The sequence below is a fragment of the Microbacterium yannicii PS01 genome (assembly GCF_000304335.1).
GTDB lineage: Bacteria > Actinomycetota > Actinomycetes > Actinomycetales > Microbacteriaceae > Microbacterium > Microbacterium yannicii_A.
Window position 1 is genome coordinate 11548 of sequence record NZ_CAJF01000007.1, and the last position, 16738, is coordinate 28285.

A 16738-nucleotide genomic window follows, 5' to 3' on the forward strand; every position below is an offset into this window, starting at 1 on the left:
TCCCGGAGAGGCCACGGGCGACGCGTCAGCCGGCGGGCTCGAACTGGACGATCAGGGGCCGGTGGTCCGAGCCGGAGCCGTCGAGCGACCGGAGCACGAGCGAGCCGGTCGCCTCCCAGTGCGGCGATGCCATGACATGGTCGATCGGCGCTCCCATGAAGGACGGCATGGCCGCCGACCACGTGCCGACGGCGCCGTTGCCGGTGACGACCGCCGCGTCGGCGCAGTGCCCGAGGGTGCCGCCGTCGACGCCGAGGCCCGACATGTGGTCGACCGTCGCGTTGAAGTCGCCCGCCATGATGACGTTCGTGTCGCCGCACTGATCCGCGAGCCACCGCAGGTCGTCGCGCCAGCTCTGCATGTAGCTCGGACGGGGCGCGACCGCGTGAACGGCGACCACGACCGGGCCGCGTCCGTCGGTGGGCATGGCCACTGCGCTCGGCACGGTCGAGGTGTTGCTCGAGCCGTCGAGCGAGGACTCGATCACCGCGTAGTCGCCGAGGTCGGGCGAGATCAGCAGCGTCGTGGATCCCGCGTCCCATTCCGTCGAGGGGTCCTCGGCATGATGCGCCCACATGCGGTGGCCGAGGTCGCGCATGGCGATGGCCACCTTCTCGCCGGTCTCGATCGTGGTCTCGGGCAGTGCGACGATGTCGGCATCCATCGCCACCGCGATCTTGGCGATGGTCTCGGGCGGAGTGGCCGGCCCTGCGGTGTTCCACGTCATGACCCGCACGCTGGCCTCGGTCTTCGCCGGGAGGCCGTCCGTTCCGGTGCCTCCGCGCGCCATCATGACCGCGATGTTGGCGACTGCGGCGATCGCGGCGACGACGGCGATCGAGAGCGCGAAGGCGCGCATCGGTCGTGCGAAGGCGAGCAGCAGCGCCAGGATCGCCGCCGCGAGGAAGGCGGCCGCGACGATCCCGCGGAACGACACGATCTGCGCGATCGGGAAGTAGCGCTCGAGCCGGAAGAACGCCGGCCAGGTGAGGATGGCCGCGGTGATCGCGCAGAGCACGGTCACGAGGATCCCCAAGAGGCGAAGCACGACCGCGACTCTATGCGAGCAGGCTGGGAGATCGGTCAGCGCGGGGCCGCGTTTCGCCGCGCTACGCTCGGAGGATGCCGGGAACCCATCGCTTCGAGGGACCGAGCGATCTGCACCTGCACTCGGCGTTCTCGGACGGCACGCAGCACCCGGCCGACGTCATGGCGGCCGCCCACGCCCACGGGGTGCGCACGGCTGCTCTCACCGATCACGACACGACATCGGGGTGGGCGGCGGCGGCGGAGGCGGCGTCATCACTCGGCATGACCTTCGTGCCCGGAATGGAGCTCTCCGCGCGGCACGAGTGGCGCAGCGTCCATGTGCTGGCGTATCTGATCGATCCCGACGACGGACCGCTGCGAGCCATGACCGAGCGCATCCGCTCGTCGCGCCTCGACCGTGCGCGGCTGATGGCGGACCGCATCTCGCGGGACTACGACGTGGTGTGGGACGACATCGTCGCGCAGACCACGGATGGCGCGACGGTCGGACGGCCGCACATCGCCGACGCGCTCGTGGCCCGGGGCCTGGTGCGTGATCGCGCCGAGGCCTTCTCGAGCATCCTGAGCCCCGGCGGCGACTACTACGTCGCCCTGTACGCCCCTGATCCGGTGACCGCCGTTGAACTCGTCGTGAGCGCCGGGGGAGTGCCCATCATCGCGCATCCCGCGGGGCGGGCCGGGCTGCTGCCCACACGTCTTATCGAGCGGATGCTGCGAGCCGGGCTGGCCGGATTCGAGTTGGGTCACCGAGAGAACGTCGAGCCGGGCCTCAGCACGCTGCGCCGACTCAGCGCGGAGCGCGACCTGATCGTGACCGGATCGAGCGACTACCACGGTCTCGGCAAGCCGAACCAGCCAGGCGAGAACACCACCGCGGATGACATGGTCGCCCGCATCATCGAGCGCGGAACGGGAAACGCCCCCGTCTTCCCGTGAGGGCGGACGAGGGCGTTCCGGAGCGCGAGGGAGTCAGGCGAGAGCCTTGGCCTTCAGCGCCTCGTACTCGGCCTGCGAGATGGTGCCGCTATCGAGGAGCGACTTCGCCTTGGCGATCTCCTCGGCAGGGCTGGCTGCCGAGCCGCCGGCGACCGACTTGATGTAGGCGTCCTGAGCCTTCTGCACCTGCTTCGCCTCGGCGGCGCCGCGCTCGGCCATGCCCCGGCCGCGAGCGATGAGGTAGACCAGCAGCGTCAGGAAGGGGACGAAGATCAGGAAGATGATCCAGATCGCCTTGGCCCAGCCGTTGAGCTTGTGGTCGCGGAACAGGTCGCCGATGACGGCGAAGAGAGCGAAGAGGTACGAGATGAACACGAATGCCCACAGGAACCACCAGATGAGATCCCAGAACGAGCCCCAGAAACCCTGGTACTCGTAGCTGGTGGTCACAGCATCGATGAAGCGCACGATCTGCCTTTCGTAGATTGCGAGGTCGCGGCGCTACGCACCGCATCGGGGCTCACGATAGCGCCGAAAGACCGCACCGTGTCGATTGCGGCAGAGAAATTCGCGCGGGTCGCTCAGGCTCCGGCGGGTGCGGCGCTGGAAGCGCCCGAACCGCCGCGACGGCGGCGGCGCCGACGGGGGGCGGGGTGGCCGTCGTGGTGCTCCTTGCCCCCGCCGTCGTGCGTGCCGGCGCCCTCTGCCGAGCGAGCCGTCGCGGCATGGCCGGATTCCCCCGCTGACGCTCCGACGCTGTCGGGATTCGAATCCGCGCCTTCAGCGAAGGTGGCGCCGACCCGATCGGCCCCCGCACCGCGGCGCCGGCGACGACGGCGCGGCTGACCGTCACCGTTCACTTCCACCTCGGCTGCGGCATCCGTCGCCCGCTGCGGCTGAACGCGAACGGCCTGGGTCTTCGGCGCCGTCGCGATGCGGCCCTTCGTGCCGGCCGGGATGCCGAGGTCCTCGTACAGGTGCGGGCTCGACGAGTACGTCTCGACGGGCTCGGGCTGACCGAACTCCAGCGCGCGGTTGATGAGGGCCCACTTGTGCAGGTCGTCCCAGTCCACGAAGGTCACCGCGATGCCCGTCTTGCCGGCACGGCCGGTGCGACCCACGCGATGCAGGTAGGCCTTCTCGTCGTCGGGGATCGTGTGGTTGATCACATGCGTCACGTCGTCGACGTCGATGCCCCGCGCGGCGACGTCGGTCGCGATGAGGACGTCCTTCTTGCCGGCCTTGAACCCGGCCATCGATCGCTCGCGGGCCTCCTGGCTCATGTCGCCGTGGACGGCCCCGGCGTTGAAGCCGCGGTCGTTGAGCTCGTCGACGAGCTTCTGGGCGGCGCGCTTGGTGCGCGTGAAGATGACGGTCTTGCCGCGGCCGTCGGCCTGCAGGATGCGGGCGATGACCTCGTCCTTGTCGAGCGAGTGAGCGCGGTACACGAGGTGACGGATGTTCGCCTGCGTCAGGCCCTCATCAGGGTCGGTCGCGCGGATGTGGATCGGGTTCGACATGAAGCGGCGCGCCAGCGCCACGATCGGGCCCGGCATCGTCGCGGAGAAGAGCTGCGTGTGACGGATCGGCGGCACCTTGGAGAAGATCTTCTCGATGTCGGGCAGGAAGCCGAGGTCGAGCATCTTGTCGGCCTCGTCGAGGACCACCTCGGTGGCGTGCGAAAGATCCAGCAGGCGCTGGTTGTTCAGGTCGATCAGGCGACCGGGGGTGCCGACCACGATCTGCGCGCCGGCCTTCAGCTGATCGATCTGACCCTCGTACGCCTTGCCGCCGTAGATGGCGACGACGCTCGTCGACCGGCCCGAGGTGAGCATGTCCATGTCTTCGTAGACCTGGACGCAGAGCTCGCGCGTGGGGACGACGATGAGCGCCTTGACGCCCGGCGCAGGGTCAGGTCCGAGCCGCTGCACGACCGGGATGCCGAAGCCGAAGGTCTTGCCAGTACCCGTCTTCGCCTGTCCGATGATGTCCTGGCCGGGAAGGCCGAGGGGGATGGTCTGCTCCTGGATCGGGAAGGAGTCGACGATGCCGCGAGCCGCGAGCGTATCGACGATGTCCTGGTCGACGCCGAGTTCGGCGAAGGTCGTCACGATGAATGCCTGTCCGGCAGTGAGATGCTGCCTGGGTCCTTGCCCCGGCGCGGCGCCGTCGGCGGCGCGCGGGCGGAGGTGAAATCCACGCCCTACTCTCAGCCACAGGCGCGGGCGCCCCGATCCGACGCCGGGGCCGGAGTCCACGATACCGGAGGTTGCGGAAGCGTCCCCATTAGGCTGGCTGGCGTGGTGAAGTGGTTCTGGCAACGCCGGGAGACCGGGCGCAAGCTCCAGCTGAGGTCCCGGGACGAGCTGAGCGGCGCCAACCGCGTCGACTTCGAAGAGCTCGCACCCGACATCGACACCTTTCTCGGCCAGGCGGCGTACCTGCAGCTCGGCTTCTTCGAGACGCTCAGCGAGCTCATCCAGACCACGCCCGAGCTCGCCGAGAAGGAGGCGCTCTCACGCGCCGCCGGTGCGGCGTTCACCAAGCACGAGGCGCTCGTCGCCCTCATCCGGGAGCGCGGCGCCGAGCCGACCCGGCTCATGCTTCCGTTCCGTGAGCCGCTCGACGCCTTCCGCCGCGCGACGCACGGCGTCCGACCGGAGGAGACCATGCTGTCGGTGCACATCACGGCCGGCATGCTCGACGACTTCTACCTCGCGCTCTCGGCGAGCTACGGAGACACCGGCGATCGTGTCGCGCGGATCCTCCAGGCAGATGCTGCGCGCCAGGCGCTGGTCGAGCTGATCGGCGAGACCATCGCCAGCGACCCGGAGTGGAAGTCGCTTCTCGCGATGTGGGGCCGGCGTCTGGTGGGAGACACGCTCCTCATCGCGCGAGCCGCGCTGCGGCGGGCGACGCTGGGCGCCGCCGACCAGGAGAAGGTCGAGCCGGTGTTCACCGAGCTGATGGCCGCGCACTCGCGCCGCATGGACGCGATGGGGCTGGCTGCCTGAGCCGCCGCCGGCGTCTCAGCCGATCCCGAGCCGCGCCTTCTCGCGGGCGTCATGGGCGACGCGCACGCGTGAGAGCAGGATGACGGCGGGATAGGTGACAGCGATCGGCACGATGAGGGCCGCGAGCCACGGCCATGGCGTGTCGATGCCGACGCCCGCCCAGGTCAGGATCGTCCAGGCCAGTCCGGCCGAGACGGCTCCGATCATCGGTGCGACGACGACTCCGCGCGTGAGCCGCTGGTGCAGCTGGAAGTGGATGCCGATGCCGATGACGGCGCCGAGGATGAACGCCAGCAGGATCTGCATGTCGTGACCGGTCAGGCGACGAAGCCGACGCGCCGGGACTCTTCGGTGCCCAGCTCGACGTAGGCCAGCGCGGCGGTGGGGATGATGTAGGAGTTCCCCTTGGCGTCCGAGAGCGTCACGTGCGTCGCGTTCGCGTCCAGCGCCGCGGCGAGGGACTTCTTCACGTCCGCCGCGGACTCATTGGTCTCGAAGTTGAGCTCGCGGCCGGTGTTCGCGATGCCGATGCGGATCTCCACGTGACTGACCTCCTGCGCGGGGCGACGGTGTACTTGCCGAAAGGCTGAGGGCTCCCCGGACGCATGGCAACTCTACGACACCGTGCCAGGGGTCCCGGTCGCGCACGAAACGCTCTGGGCGAACGCCCGATGTCGCCGGCCCGCGCTAGCGTCGAGTGCATGGTGCCCCGGCAGAACGTGCTCTCCCGCGAGGGCGCCGCCGTGCCTCCTGAGCCGGTGGCGACTTTATCTCCCGACGAGGCTCAGCTGGCCGTCCTGCAGCTTCCGGTCGAGGCATCGGGCGTCGTGGTGGGCGCGCCCGGCTCCGGGAAGTCCACGACGCTGGTGGCCCGCGTGGCGGCGCTGGTGGAGCGGGGCATGGATCCCGACGCCATCCTGGTGCTCACCCCCTCGCGTCAGACGGCCACCGCACTCCGCGACCGCCTGGGACTCGCCGTGGGGCGGGCGACCTCGGGGCCGCTCGCGCGATCCGTCGCCTCGTACGCATTCCAGCTCGTGCGCGCTCACGCCGTGGTGGCCGAGGCGGATCCACCCCAGCTGCTGACCGGCGGCGACGAGGATCAGATCATCCGCGACCTGCTCGAGGGCGACGCCGAGGACGAGGCGACCGGCCGCAGTCGCTGGCCGGAGTGGCTTGCGACCGAAGTCCGCGGCACGGCGGGTTTCCGCACCGAGGTGCGCACCTTCCTCGCCGAGTGCACGACGCTCGGCATCGAGCCGGCCCGGCTGCGAGCGCTGGGGGAGCGCCACGACAACCCGGCGTGGATCGCGCTGTCGTCCTTCTTCGCGGAGTACCTACAGGTGCGCGCCGACATGCGAGGGGCGCACCGGGATGCCGCCGGCCTCGTCCGCGAGGCGGTGGGGCTGCTGCGCACCGCGACCGCCGGCATCCCCGCGATCGATCGTGTGCGCGTGGTGCTCGTCGACGACGCGCAGGAGCTGACACTCGGCGGCGTGGAGCTGCTGGAGGCGGTACACGCGCGGGGTGCGGCGGTGCTCGCCTTCGGCGACCCCGACGTCGGATCGGGCTCGTTCCGCGGCGCCACCCCCGAGAACTTCGCCCGGCTGACGGCATCGCTCGGCAAGATGCATGTGCTTCCCGATCCGCACCGGGGAACGCCGTGGCAGCGCGAGCTGGTGCGACGCATCACCCAGCGCATCGGCGCTGTGGGCGTCGTCGCCCATCGCGGCGGCGCCGTCGATGTCGATCCCGACGGCTCGGTCCGCGCGCTGACGCTGCGGTCGCCGGCCGAGGAGTTCGACGCGATCGCACGGCTGCTGCGCGAGCGCCACGTCCACGACGGCGTCCCGTGGGACGCCTTGGCGGTCATCGCGCACGACACCCGCCAGGTCGCCGCGCTCGAGGCCGAGCTCGCGGCGCGCGAGGTGCCCGTGCGTTCCAGCGGCCCCGGGCGCGCGCTCGGCAGGCAGCGGCCGGTGCAGGACCTGCTGCGCCTGATCGATCTCGCCGCAACCGACCAGTGGTCCTTCGACGACGTCTCGGCCGCGCTCCTCGGCACCTACGGGCGCCTCGACGCCATCGAGCTGCGCCGCCTCCGATCCGCCCTCCGTCACATCGAGCTTCGGCGGTCCCTCGACGCTGCTGCGCAGAGCAGCGACGACGGCGCCGCTCCGGACCTTCTCGACGGAGTCTCGGAGGCCGACGCGCACGGCGCGGCGGAGGTCGCGGAGGAGCTGCCCGAACGCTCGGGCCGCGAGTTGCTGCTCTCCGCCATGTCGCAACCGCTCGAGTTCGACCTCGTCGACACACGGGAAGCGCGGCGCGCCGCCACGCTGGCGCGCACGCTCTCGGTCCTGCGGGCCGAGCTCGACCGCGGTGCGACGGCGCACGAGCTGCTGTGGACCGCGTGGAACCGGAGCGGGCTCGAGCGGGTGTGGTCCGAGCTCGCGCGGGGGCGGGGTCCGCTGGCCGAACAGGCGGGCCGCGATCTCGACGCGCTCGTCGCGCTCTTCCAGGCGGCCAAGCGCTTCGTGGAGCGATCGCTCGACGCCGATCCCCGTGTCTTCGTGCGCGGCATACTCGACAGCGGCGTGGCCGACGACCGGCTCGACGTGCCGGTCCGGGACGACACCGTCCGGGTGCTGACCCCGGCCGGGGCGCTCGGGCTCGAATTCGACACCGTCATCGTGGCGGGCGTGCAGGACAGGGTCTGGCCGAACACGCGTCTGCGCGGGAGTCTGCTCGACACCTGGCGGCTGGCCGATGCTGCGACCCGCGCCGACGGCGAGGCGGCCGGCGTGTTCGATCGTCGGCGCGCTGCGATGCACGACGAACTGCGGCTCCTCGCGCGCGCGCTCTCCCGAGCCCGGGCGCGCGTCGTCGTCACCGCCGTGGACGACGACGACACCGGGCCCAGCGCCTTCTTCGAGCTGCTGCCCGATCCCGAGCGCTATGTGCTCGACCATCCGCTCACCCTGCGCGGTCTCGTCGCCCGGCATCGGCGAACCCTCACCGAGGGTGCGAACCGGCCCGCCGCCGACCATGCCGCCGCGCAGCTCGCTCTGCTGGCGGATGCCGGGGTCGCGGGGGCGGCGCCCACCGAGTGGTACGGGATCCCGGCGCCCACGTCGACCGGTCCGCTGCGCGATCTGTCGCGCGAGGACGTGCGGGTGTCGCCATCGCGCCTGCACGCGCTCGAGGAGTGCGAGCTCAACTGGGTCATCGGCGATCTGGGCGGCGACCCCGGGAGCACGACCGCCGGTCTCGGCACCATCATCCACGCGGCGCTCGAGCATGCCGCCGGGTCGGACGAGGCGTCCCTGTGGGCCGAGGTCGAATCCCGCTGGGGCGAGCTGTCGTTCGAAGCTCCGTGGCGGGATCGAGCCGAGCAGAACCGGGCGCGCGACCTCGTGCGGCGTCTTCACCTGTACCTGCACCGCTTCGAGCAGGCGGGCGGTGCACTGATCGGCGCGGAGCCGCACTTCGAGGTGCCTATTCCTCTCGTCGGCGAATCTTCCGCACATCGCGTGCTGCTGTCGGGGTACATCGATCGGGTCGAGCTCACCCCCGAGGGCACCGTCGTCATCATGGACCTGAAGACCGGCAAGCGCGAGCCGCAGACCGACGCCAAGGTCGTCGACAACCCGCAGCTGGGGGCTTACCAGCTGGCCTTCGAGTCGGGGGTGATTCCGGCGGCGGCGGGGCACGAGCCCGGCGGGGCGAAGCTGCTCGTCCTTCGTCCGACGGCGGCGAAGTCCGACTACGTCACCCCCTGGCAGCCGCCGTTCGACGACGACCGACGGGAGGCGTTCCTCTCGCGCGTGCGTGCCGCGGTCGCTGTCATGCGGGGCACATCGTTCACGGCGCCCTACGAGGAGCACTGCCGCGATGAGCACGCGTACGGGCTGTGCCGCATCCACACCGTCGGCGCGGTGAGCGCCTCGTGAGCACGGCGGACCGCCCCGCCGTGACGGGGCCTCTCCTCTCCGCGCGGGTCATCGCGACGGCGCTCGGGCAGTTCCCGCCGACCGGCGAGCAGACCGCGGTGATCGAGGCGCCACTCGAGCCCGCCCTCGTCGTGGCCGGCGCCGGCAGCGGAAAGACCGAGACGATGGCGGCGCGGGTCGTGTGGCTGGTCGCCAACGGGCTCGTCCGCCGCGACGAGGTGCTGGGCCTCACCTTCACCCGCAAGGCCGCCGGCGAACTGGCGGAGCGCATCCAGAAGCGGCTGGCGCGGCTGGGCGAGTTCGAGCGCCGGGGCCTCCTGCCGCACCTTCCCGCGCTGGCCGAGGAGGGGCGGCTGGCGATCTTCGGCGAGCTGGAGCGCTCCGAGGGCGACGGCGCCCGGGCCGCGGCGGCGCGACACCACGCCCTGGAGGCGCTGGCCCGGGCGGTCGGCGCGTCGCCGCAGGAGGTGGCAGACGACGCGCTCCTGCATCGGCCGACGGTCGCGACGTACAACAGCTTCGCCGACCAGATCGTGCGCGAGAACGCGGTGCGGATCGGGAGGGATGCCGAGGCCGCCGTCCTGTCCGAATCCGCCGCCTGGCTGCTCATGCGCCGGGTGGTCTTCGCATCCGATGACCCTCGTCTGGAGGAGCGCGGAGAGGCGGTGCGCAGCATCGTCGACGCGGCGCTGCGGATCGCCCGTGACGGCGTCGACAATCTCGTCGATTTCGATGCACTCGCGTCGTTCCCCGAGCGCTTCCGTGCGGTGCGTGAGCTCCCGTCCACTCGCAAAGGCACCACCGTCTACGCCGACGTGGCCGAGGCGGTCGAGAAGGTCGGCGCCCTCGCCCTGCTCTCCGACCTCGCGCGGGAGTACGCCGCCGAGAAGCGGCGCCTCGGCGTCATCGACTTCTCCGATCAGGTCGCCGGCGCCCTCGAGGCGGTCGCGGGGCACGCTGCGGTAGGCGAGGAGCTTCGCGCCCGATACCGGGTCGTGCTGCTGGACGAGTACCAGGACACCTCCGTGGTGCAGACCGATCTGCTCGCGACGCTCTTCGCCGGCACGGGTGTTATGGCCGTCGGAGACCCTCATCAGGCGATCTACGGGTGGCGCGGCGCGAGCGCCGGCAACCTCGGCGGCTTCGCCGCCGCATTCTCGCCCGACCGCCCGTGCGCGCAGTTCGCCCTGCTCACGAGCTGGCGCAACAGCTCCGTCGTGCTCACTGCGGCCAACGCGGTGCTCGCGCCCCTCGCCTCGGCTTCCACCGTGGCCGTCCAGGAACTGCGCGCCCGGCCGGCCGCACCCACCGGCGCCATCGAGCTCGGCTTCGACAACGACCTCGACGCCGAGGCGGATCGGGTGGCGGAGTGGTTCGATCGAGTGCGCACCGAGCGAAGACACGGGGGCCTGGCCACCACCGGCGCGATCCTGTTCCGCAGCAAGAAGCACATGGTGCGCTTCGGCGACGCCCTGGGTCGTCGCGGCATTCCCCACCGCATCCTGGGTCTCGGCGGGCTGCTCTCGACTCCCGAGGTCGTGGACGTCGTGTGCGCGCTTCGTGTGATCAGCGACCCGGCCGCGGGGTCGGCGCTCATCCGGCTCCTGTCGGGACCACGCTGGTCGATCGGCCTGCCCGACCTGCGCGAGCTCGCCGCGCTGGCGCGACGCATCGCGCGGCACGACGCGGCACTCCAGCCGCTCGCCCCGGAGGTCGTGGAGCGCATCCGCGGCAGTGCGGCGGACGACGACGGCTCGCTGGTGGACGCGCTCGACTTCGTGCTGCGTCACACGCCCGACCACGGCTGGCTCGCCGGCTTCACGCCCGACGCGCGTGAGCGCCTGCGGGAGGCCGGCTCGGTGTTCGCCGGGCTCCGCCAGGCCGTCGGCATGCCGATCCCGGAGCTGGTGCGCCTGGTCGAGCTCGAGCTGCGCCTGGATGTGGAGCTGGCGGCCAACGAGGCGCGCGGTCCGGCGCGCGTGGCCTCCGCGCAGCTCCGGGCGTTCGTCGACGAGGTGCACGCGTTCCTCGCCGCCGACGAGACCGGCTCCCTCTCGAGCCTGCTGGCGTGGCTCGACCAAGCCGAGCAGCTCGACGAGTTCGCCCCGCGCACCGAGCCGCCCGAGGACGACGTGGTGCAGCTGCTCACCATCCACGGGTCCAAGGGACTGGAGTGGGACGCGGTCGCCGTCGTCCGGCTGGTCAAGGACGAGCTTCCCAGCGCTCCCCGCGACACGAAGGCCTGGCTCGGGTTCGGCGTCCTGCCATACGCCTTCCGCGGCGACTCGCCGTGGCTTCCCGCGCTGGCCTGGCAGTCAGCGCAGACCCAGCAGGACCTCAAGGCCGCCATCGACGCGTTCGTCGAGGCCAACCGCGCTCGGCAGCTCGACGAGGATCGGCGGCTCGCGTACGTGGCGGTCACGAGGGCGCGCGACCATCTCCTGCTCACGGGCTCGAGCTGGTCCGGAACGAAGCGGCCACGCGCGCGCAGCACGTTCTTCGTCGAGATGGCCGATGCCCTCGGGATCAGCCTCGAAGAGGACGATCCCGGCGAGGACCCCTATCAGGGCGAGCGACGCACCCTGCAATGGCCGATCGAGCCGCTGGGCGCGCGCAGGCCGGCGGTCGAAGAGGCGGCGGATGCCGTCGCGACCGCGCAGGCAGAGGAGCGGGGATCGCTCGACGCGCATGCCGCGCTGCTCCTCGCCGAGCGCGACGCCCGCCGGGCAGAACCGGTCCGGCGCGCGCCGACCCGGATCGCCGCCTCGCGCTACAAGGAGTACGCCGCGGATCTCGAGGGCACGCTCGCTCGCATCGCTCGGCCGCTCCCGGAGCGCCCGTTCCGCCAGACCCGTCTCGGCACGCTGTTCCACGCCTGGGTCGAGCAGCGCTCCGGTCGCGCCGGCCTGGGCGGGTCGCTCGATGACGCACTGTGGGAGATGGACGACGATCTTCCGGGCACCGATGCGAGCGCCTCGGACGCTCTTGCGCTGGAGGCGTTGCGTGAGCGGTTCCTCACCTCGGAATGGGCCGCCCTGCAGCCGATCGAGGTCGAGACCGAGATCGACTTCACCACCACCGGTCCGGATGGGCTGCCGCACATCGTGATCTGCAAGCTGGACGCCGTCTACCGGCGCGAGGATCGCGGCGGGCGGATCGAGATCGTCGACTGGAAGACCGGGGCCGCGCCTCGCACCGATAGAGAGAAGGACGAGCGGATGCTGCAGCTCGAGCTGTATCGGCAGGCGTACCACGCGAAGCACGGCGTGCCGATGGAAGAGATCGACGTCGCGCTGTACTACGTCGGCGAGGACGTCATCCTGCGCAGCTGAGAGGGCTCAGTCGGCCATCCAGCGACGCAGCGCGGCCTCGGACGCCCGCTCGGCGTCGGCGGCGGCATCCGCGTCGTCGGCGGGCTGGACGGGAAGACGAGGTGCGGTGGGAAGCTCGATCGGCGCCGTGGACGTGTCGTCGTGGAACAGCCCTTCCGGAGCGGAGGCCTCCGCCGGGTCGATGTCGTGCGAGACGGCGCCGGTGGCGGAGGCTTGCGACGCGGCGGGCTCGTCGTCCTCATCCTCCGACTCGTCGGCGACCCACTGGGCGAGCTCCTCCGGATCGTAGGCATCGGTGTGCATCGACGTGTCGACTGCGGGCGCAGCGGCGTCGGGCGTCCGGTCGAGAAGCGCGATCGCATCGTCGACGCCGAGCGCGGCATCCGTCACGATCTTGTCGTCGGCGACCCCGGCCGCCAGCGAGTCGAGCAGCTCGACCGCGTCCGAGACGATGTCGTCGCGGCCGATCTCGTGACCGTGCACCAGCCACTTGGCGAACTCGAGCTCGGCGTAGAGTCGTGCACGCTCACGAGCGCGGGCATCGGGCGCCCGGCCGCTGGAAGCGACGTAGGCGGCATACACGTCGTCGGCCGCGGCCGGTGCTGACGCGAGCCACTGCAGGTCCACGGCCGGGTCGCCTATCGACAGCCCGTGCCATTCGAGAAGGCCGGTCACGGTCGGCACGTCGTCGACGTCCTCGAAGAGGAACGACGCGGCGCCGACGCCGCCCAGGACGACCGCCGACTCGAATCGCCAGAGCTCATCGGCGTCCGCGGCGGTGCGCCAGCGGCTCTCGAGGCGAACCGGCAGACGACGGGTCGCGGCGGCTCGGTCGACGAGGCGCACGACGTCGGCTCGCACCTGCGATGTGGTGCGTGCGGGAAGGCCCTCCGCCCGGACGACCGACGACGGAAGCGCGTGGACGGCTGCGAGCGCGGAGCCGACAGAGGTCGCCGCCCCCCGCCCCGGCGGAAGGTGAGCGGCGTCGACGCGATAGCCCGGGAGGAAGTCCACGACCACGACGCGGGCGCCGCCCAGCCCCGCCTCGCCGAGGAGCTCAGGGGCACGGAACGGCAGCAGAGCGCGTACGCCGGGGGTCAGCGCGCGCAGTGCTCTCACCTGTGCCGACAGTTCGGGGTCGGCGTCCGCGTCGGCAGGGACCCGGACGACGACACGGCGGCCGTCGTCGAGATCGGCGACCGCAGAGTCGTAGCGGCCGGTGGTCCCTTCCGTCAGCGCGCCGACTCCGACGACGCCGGCCCGCGGCAGAGCCGACGTGACGGACGCGGCTAGAGTGAGGGGTGAGCGTGCCATGTGCCCAGGGTAGGTCGGGCACGCTCGTCAGCCCCCGCGCCACGCCCTGGAGGATCCTCGATGACGGCGCCCGACAGCCCGAGCGTTCCGCTCCCGGCACGAGCCGAATGGGACCGCGCAGCGGCGGAGCGGGCCGATCCGGACGTCCTGGAGAGCGCGCGCGCCGACACGGCTACGCGTGTGCTCGTCGTGAGCGCCGACCAGGCCCCGCTGGCGACGCCCACTTCGTTGTCGTGGATGGCCCCGGCCGACGTGCCGGATGGCGCCGAATGGGCCCTTCTCGGCCGCCGCCCCGACGGCGCCGCGGTGCTCGCCGCGGTGTTCCCCGCCTCGGAGGATCCGCTGTTCGCCGCGCCCGCCGGGTGGGCGGGACTGCGCACGATCGGTGGCGCGCTCTCGGCCGAGGACGCCGGCATCTTCGTGGAGGCGGTCAGCCTGGGGCGCTGGATCCTCGACGCGCCGCACTGCCCGGCATGCGGAGCCCGCACGAATCTGGTGGACGCCGGGTGGTCGCGTCGATGCCCGAACTGCGGACGACAGCACTTCCCCCGCACCGATCCCGCGATCATCGTCGCCATCACGAGCGCCACTGATCCCGATGTCCTCCTCTTGGGCTCCAACGCGCTCTGGGGCTCTGACCGCTACTCCTGCTTCGCCGGTTTCGTGGAGGCCGGCGAGTCGCTCGAAGCAGCGGTGCGACGTGAGGTCGAGGAGGAGTCGGGGATCGCCGTCGGCACGGTCCGCTACCGCGGCTCGCAGGCGTGGCCGTACCCGCGCTCGCTCATGGTCGGGTTCCTCGCCGCGGCGCGTGACGACGCGGCCGCCCGTCCGGACGGTGAGGAGATCGTGGCCGTGCGCTGGTTCACACGCGCCGAGATCGGCGCGGGCCTGGCCGGCGAGGCGGACTTCACGCTGCCGGGCCGCACGTCGATCGCGCACCGGCTGATCAGCGAGTGGCACGCGGGGACGGCATGAGCGGCAAGGTGCTCGGGAGGCTGGACGAACGTCAGCTCGAAGCGGTGACCGCCCTGCGCGGACCTGTGGCCGTGCTGGCCGGTGCCGGCACCGGAAAGACGCGAGTCATCACGCACCGCATCGCCCACGGTGTCGACACGGGTGCGTACTCACCGGCCGGGTGATGGCGGTGACCTTCACGGCCAAGGCGGCCGGCGAGATGCGGGGCAGGTTGCGCGCGCTCGGCGTCGACGGCGTCGCGGCACGCACGTTCCACGCGGCGGCCCTTGCGCAGCTGAACTACTTCTGGCCGACTCTGGCCGGCGATACCGCTCCTTCGATCGTCGACAACAAGGTGCGGCTGCTCGCCCATGCAGCCGACGGCGTGGGGATCAGTCCCGACGTGGCGACGCTGCGCGACGTCGCGAGCGGCATCGAGTGGCGGAAGGTCTCGATGCTGAGCATCGAGGAGTACGCGGCCGCGCGACCCAACGGGGTCGGAAGGCTCAGCGTCGACCGCGTGGTGGCGTTGCAGCGCGCGTACGAGAAGCTCAAGGACGAGCGGCGCCAGCTCGACTTCGAAGACGTGCTCCTGGCCTGTGCCGGCATGCTCGAGGCCGAGCCGAAGGTGTCGAAGGCCGTGCGCGAGCAGTATCGCCACTTCACCGTCGACGAGTTCCAGGATGTCTCCCCGCTGCAGAACCGGCTCCTCGAGCTGTGGCTCGGCGACCGGCGGGACCTGTGCGTGGTGGGCGACGCCAGCCAGACCATCTACTCGTTCGCCGGCGCCGAGGCCCGTTTCCTGCTCGACTTCGACAAGCGCTACGAAGAGGCCCGGGTGGTGCGCCTCGAGACCAACTACCGCTCGGATACCGCGATCCTCGGTGTCGCGAACGAGCTGATGCGCGGGCGCCCCGGTGCGCTCCAACTGACCGCCGCCGTGAGCGCCGCGCCGGACGACGGGTCCGACGGGATCGGCGAGGGGCCCGCCGACCCTTCGATGCCCACCGTGACGGCCTTCGACGACGACCGGGCAGAGGCCCGTGCGATCGCCGCCCGGATCACCTCACAGATCGCCGGGGGCGTCGACCCTCGGCAGATCGCCGTGCTCTACAGGGCGCACTCGCAGTCGGCCGAGCTCGTCGCCGCGCTCGCGGACGCCGGTATCGCCGCCAGCGTCCTCGGGGGCAAGCGCTTCTTCGACCTGCCCGAGGTGCGACAGGGCGTGATGGCGCTGCGCGGGGCGTCCGTCGCCCCGCTCGAAAGCGGATTCATCGACACCGTGCGCGACGTGCTGCGGTCTCTCGGGCTCACCGACGAGCCGCCGCAGGCGGGCGGCGCACTCCGTGACGCGTGGGAGGCCCGGGCGGCCCTGCTGAGGCTGGCACAGGAGGCGCCCCCCGGCACCACGCTGCGCGCCTTCACCGACGAGCTCACCGCGCGGGCGCGCGCTCACGATGAGCCTGCGCTGCGCACCGTGACTTTGGCCACCCTTCACGCGGCGAAAGGCCTCGAATGGGATCACGTCCACCTGGTGGGGGTGGCCGAGGGTCTTCTGCCCATCTCCTACGCGACGACCTTCGAGCAGGTCGACGAGGAGCGTCGCCTGGCGTACGTGGGCATCACGCGGGCCGGGCGAACGCTCTCTCTGACGTGGTCTCGAGGAGGACGGGAGCGGCAGCCGTCCCGCTTCCTGCGAGAGATCGGCAGCGGCACTCTGCGTGCGGTCGGTGCTCCCGCACGGTCCGGTGCAGCGAACCGGCGCGCAGCGTCACCGACCGGCTCCGAGAGGACGACCGGCGTCCCTCGCGCTCGCTGATCAGACGCCCGGCGACCAGCCCCGCCTCCCAGGCCACCGACGCATCGGACTCGACCCCGCGCCCGAGGAGCTGGGCGGCGACGGCGGGCCACGACGGCTCGCGATCGCGACGATGTGCCGCGACGCACGACAGGCAGGGAGACAGCCCCGGGGTCACGATCGGCCCGACCTCGGCCCCGGAGCCGGTCAAGACGACCGGAACGTGCACCAGATCGTGCGACATGAGTGCGGCGGCGGCGGCCGGCGGGACCACGCGGTGCACGACGAGGACGACCGCGATCGCGTCGGCGTGCGTCTCGTCGAGCGACGCGTAAGGCGGTGCGAGGTCGATCTCGATCCCCGCGGCGGCGAGGCCGGTGCCGACCGCGT

Annotated in this window: 11 protein-coding genes and 1 pseudogene; 6 read left to right on the forward strand and 6 right to left on the reverse strand. The window is 71.7% G+C overall.

From position 1 onward, the window contains the following. Nucleotides 1-25 precede the first annotated feature (25 nt). The gene (locus tag WYM_RS05315; RefSeq protein WP_019179798.1) at nucleotides 26-1048 is read right to left on the reverse strand and encodes an endonuclease/exonuclease/phosphatase family protein; all 1023 of its coding nucleotides are present in this window, start codon (nucleotides 1046-1048) and stop codon (nucleotides 26-28) included. 74 nt (nucleotides 1049-1122) lie between these two features. On the opposite strand from WYM_RS05315, the gene WYM_RS05320 reads away from it, so the two are divergent. After that, nucleotides 1123-1986 carry a PHP domain-containing protein gene (locus tag WYM_RS05320; protein WP_019179799.1) on the forward strand — a complete coding sequence of 288 codons (864 nt, stop codon included), beginning with the start codon at nucleotides 1123-1125 and terminating at the stop codon, nucleotides 1984-1986. Nucleotides 1987-2019: 33 nt separating this feature from the next. On the opposite strand, the gene WYM_RS05325 is transcribed toward WYM_RS05320, so the two are convergent. Together WYM_RS05325 and WYM_RS05330 are read right to left on the reverse strand one after the other, a co-directional pair. After that, nucleotides 2020-2454 carry an SHOCT domain-containing protein gene (locus WYM_RS05325; protein ID WP_019179800.1) on the reverse strand — a complete coding sequence of 145 codons (435 nt, stop codon included), beginning with the start codon at nucleotides 2452-2454 and terminating at the stop codon, nucleotides 2020-2022. Between the two features lie 113 nt (nucleotides 2455-2567). Continuing rightward, complete coding sequence (locus tag WYM_RS05330; RefSeq protein WP_019179801.1) at nucleotides 2568-4097, reverse strand: DEAD/DEAH box helicase; 1530 nt, start codon at nucleotides 4095-4097, stop codon at nucleotides 2568-2570. 189 nt (nucleotides 4098-4286) lie between these two features. Here WYM_RS05330 and WYM_RS05335 point away from each other — a divergent pair, with 189 nt between their 5' ends. After that, complete coding sequence (locus WYM_RS05335; RefSeq protein ID WP_019179802.1) at nucleotides 4287-5000, forward strand: ferritin-like fold-containing protein; 714 nt, start codon at nucleotides 4287-4289, stop codon at nucleotides 4998-5000. A gap of 15 nt (nucleotides 5001-5015) precedes the next feature. Here the strand turns inward: WYM_RS05335 and WYM_RS05340 are convergent, their stop codons facing one another. Then, complete coding sequence (locus tag WYM_RS05340) at nucleotides 5016-5306, reverse strand: hypothetical protein (protein WP_019179803.1); 291 nt, start codon at nucleotides 5304-5306, stop codon at nucleotides 5016-5018. Nucleotides 5307-5317: 11 nt separating this feature from the next. After that, nucleotides 5318-5542, reverse strand: a complete 225-nt coding sequence (locus tag WYM_RS05345; protein ID WP_019179804.1) for a DUF3107 domain-containing protein — start codon at nucleotides 5540-5542, stop codon at nucleotides 5318-5320. Between the two features lie 159 nt (nucleotides 5543-5701). Here WYM_RS05345 and WYM_RS05350 point away from each other — a divergent pair, with 159 nt between their 5' ends. Beyond that, nucleotides 5702-8950 carry an ATP-dependent DNA helicase gene (locus WYM_RS05350; RefSeq protein ID WP_019179805.1) on the forward strand — a complete coding sequence of 1083 codons (3249 nt, stop codon included), beginning with the start codon at nucleotides 5702-5704 and terminating at the stop codon, nucleotides 8948-8950. Further along, entirely contained in the window at nucleotides 8947-12282 is a 3336-nt protein-coding gene (locus WYM_RS05355; protein ID WP_019179806.1) for an ATP-dependent DNA helicase, read from the forward strand. Before WYM_RS05350 ends, WYM_RS05355 begins: the two co-directional genes overlap by 4 nt. Before the next feature lie 6 nt (nucleotides 12283-12288). On the opposite strand, the gene WYM_RS05360 is transcribed toward WYM_RS05355, so the two are convergent. Continuing rightward, nucleotides 12289-13596 (reverse strand): phosphotransferase, encoded by a 1308-nt coding sequence (locus tag WYM_RS05360; RefSeq protein ID WP_019179807.1) that lies wholly within the window; start codon nucleotides 13594-13596, stop codon nucleotides 12289-12291. Between the two features lie 60 nt (nucleotides 13597-13656). On the opposite strand from WYM_RS05360, the gene nudC reads away from it, so the two are divergent. Together nudC and WYM_RS19330 are read left to right on the forward strand one after the other, a co-directional pair. After that, nucleotides 13657-14571, forward strand: coding sequence for an NAD(+) diphosphatase (gene nudC, locus WYM_RS05365; RefSeq protein WP_019179808.1), 915 nt, complete (start codon nucleotides 13657-13659; stop codon nucleotides 14569-14571). Further along, a pseudogene (locus WYM_RS19330) lies at nucleotides 14568-16369 on the forward strand (ATP-dependent helicase). The gene nudC and the pseudogene WYM_RS19330 overlap by 4 nt, the downstream one beginning before the upstream one ends. The last annotated feature ends 369 nt before the right edge of the window (nucleotides 16370-16738 follow it).